Below are 2,840 nucleotides of genomic sequence, written 5' to 3' on the forward strand. Positions count from 1 at the left end.
TGAAATCCCAAAAAATGCACACTTTTTCCGGTATACCCTTCAAAACCCTTGCACTAATTTCTGTGTTTATCAGCCTCTAACCTTTGATATATCAAGGTTTTAGGTTTATTCAGCAAACCCTACTTAAATTAACTGTGGAACAGGCATCTTGCCTGTTAACTTTATAAAACTTATTGGTGCGTTATGAATAAAGCTAACACATCCTACTTGTGCTTTACATCCAGTAAAAAAGATGATATAAAAACAGCATTATACAAAACAATTATAACAAACAAAGGACTATGAAATTTTCCCAGGGATTAGGAGTAATTCTAGGGACAACAACCCTAGCTATAGTACAATACCAACCCGTATCTGCCTTAACTCCTCAACAAGTTAATAATATCGCTAAACCAATCACCGTCATGATTGGAGGACTAGATGGTAAAGGTTCAGGAGTGATTATCGCTAAAAATGGTAATACCTACACTGTGCTAACAGCTAATCATGTGGTGAAAAAAGTGGGATATGGTCTTTATGAGATTATCACCCATGACGGGCAAAAATACCAGATGGAAAATAAAGCTCAAATTGTGGGAAAATTAGATTTAGCTTTAGTTAGATTTACCAGTTCCCAAAATTATCCCGTTGCTAAAATTGCTGATTCTCGGACAGTTAAAGAAGGTGCAAGAGTATATTATGCAGGATTTCCCGCAACAGAACCGCGTAATTATCGTTTTATACCAGCCGATATAACAGGAAGAAGACAAGATAAAGAAGGGTATGAATTATCCTATAGTGGACCTGCTTTAGATGGGATGAGTGGGGGACCAGTATTAAATGAAGAAGGTTTTGTAATTGCCATTCATGGTCAGGCAGAAACCAGAACTATTAGAATTGAAGGTGTTCCAACGACTAATATTGTGGGGGTTCTGGGAATACCCACGGAAAAATTCCCCAATTTAATTAGTAATATTCAAAATAATATTCCAGATAACACCCAAGCTAATACCCCTCGTAATAATCCTAGTCTTACAAATGAACCTACACCTGTCATATTTCAAAAATTAGAAGCATTATTAAAAGCAGGAAAATGGCGAGATGCAGATTTAGAAACTTGGGAATTGATGAAAAAGTTAACCAAACGAGAACAGGAAGGATGGTTAAGACTTGAAGATGTGAAAAATTTTCCCAGACAGGAATTGCGGAAAATGGATCAATTATGGGTAAAATATAGCAATGGTAAGTTTGGCTTTTCTGTACAAAAGCAAATTTGGCTGGAGTTGGGTGGTAAGTTGGATGGACTAGTGGACTGGGATACCTATATAAAGTTAGGCGATCGCGTTGGTTGGAGAAAAAATGGTGAGTTTCTCAGTTACGATAGTTACACATTTTACTACACATTTAGTACAAATGCACCAATAGGACACCTGCCCTTTGTGGGTACTCTTTTCTCTTCCGGTTGGCGTGGGTGGGTACTCTTTTCTCTTCTCTAGACTATAACCCATAAGCGTTATACAAGATTATAAGTATTTCTTATCAAGAAGTAAATAACCGATTTATTAGGCTTTGGGGATTTCATTACCTGTTAGCGGGGGTTTAGTTTGTAGGTTGGGTTGAGGTACGAAACCCAACATGACATGAACGTCAGGTTACGCTGTCGCTGAACCCGACCTACAAAACATAGTATTAAGCTGTTACACAGCTAAATTGTATAATCCTAATATTCTGAACTCTTGTTTAACAGGCAAGATGCCTGTTCCACTTATACAAATTAAATGCACAACAGCTTAGACTTGTCCGAAAATTAAATGTGCGTTTTCTAAAACCCTTGTAGAGACGTTCTATAGAACGTCTCTACATTAATTCCCGGAAATGTCTATTGTAGGTTGGGTAGAACGAAGTGAAACCCAACAAAAGAAGGAAAAATGTTGAGTTTTGTTCCATTGCTTCGCAACGCTAACGCGAACAACCCAACCTACATAGTTTGACAAAATGTTATGATATTTAATCATCACAAATATCACTGGAGATGAAAATTATATGACTCTCACAATTAACAACTTAGAAAAAATAGAACAAATATTAAAAGATGATAATAACGACTATCAAATAGAATTACAAGAAGGAAATATTTTAATTATGGGTCCATCGGATATAGAATCTAGTGAAATTGGCGCTGAGTTCATATATTTGCTAAAATTATGGACTAATCCTCGTAAATTAGGGAGAATATTTGACTCCAGTGGTGGGTTTATTATGCCAAATACTGATTTACGCGCTCCTGATGTTTCTTTTGTTTCTGCTCAAAGATTAAAGCGGACTGTGAGAGATTTTGGTAATTTAGTTCCCGATTTAGTAGTAGAAATTAAATCAAAAACTGATAGAGTTCCTAAATTAGAAGATAAACTCAAATTGTTTTTAAAATTAGGTGCAAAGGTAGCAATTCTCATTAATCCTGATGAATTAACTGTTACTGTTTATCGTCCTGATGGTAAAATTACATTATTAACAGCAGATGATAAATTAACCGTAAATGAATTATTTCCTGGTTGGGAAATTGCTATTTCTGAATTATGGCCTCCTGTATTTGAATAAGTTTGTTGTGAAGTACAAAACCTAACATAAACGTCGGATTATACTGTCGCTGAACCCGACCTACAAAAAATAGATAAAGTATTACCTGATACAGAAATAATTGATTAAATGATCGCTAACACACCTTACTTAGGGGTTGCTGAGAAAGTCTTTCCGTGAGGGCATAGGAGTCAGGAGTCAGGAGTCAGGAGTCAGGAGTCAGGAGTCAGGAGTCAGGAGTCAGGAGTCAGGAGGAGATTTGAAAATTTCTTTGCCATCTCTTG

Annotated in this window: 2 protein-coding genes; both read left to right on the forward strand. The window is 36.3% G+C overall.

Annotated elements, in window-relative coordinates:
- Positions 1-281 precede the first annotated feature (281 nt).
- Positions 282-1,475 carry a GUN4 domain-containing protein gene (locus tag FFR48_RS26855; RefSeq protein WP_162501984.1) on the forward strand — a complete coding sequence of 398 codons (1,194 nt, stop codon included), beginning with the start codon at positions 282-284 and terminating at the stop codon, positions 1,473-1,475.
- A gap of 547 nt (positions 1,476-2,022) precedes the next feature.
- The gene (locus tag FFR48_RS26860; RefSeq protein WP_096572125.1) at positions 2,023-2,577 is read left to right on the forward strand and encodes a Uma2 family endonuclease; all 555 of its coding nucleotides are present in this window, start codon (positions 2,023-2,025) and stop codon (positions 2,575-2,577) included.
- Positions 2,578-2,840 lie beyond the last annotated feature (263 nt).

The sequence above is a fragment of the Sphaerospermopsis reniformis genome, from assembly GCF_005402885.1.
Taxonomy (GTDB): domain Bacteria; phylum Cyanobacteriota; class Cyanobacteriia; order Cyanobacteriales; family Nostocaceae; genus Sphaerospermopsis; species Sphaerospermopsis kisseleviana.

Excerpts from the sequence above, each read along its gene's own strand:
- FFR48_RS26855 (WP_162501984.1), top strand. The coding sequence starts at position 282 with ATGAAATTTTCCCAGGGATTAGGAGTAATTCTAGGGACAACAACCCTA.
- FFR48_RS26860 (WP_096572125.1), top strand. The coding sequence starts at position 2,023 with ATGACTCTCACAATTAACAACTTAGAAAAAATAGAACAAATATTAAAA.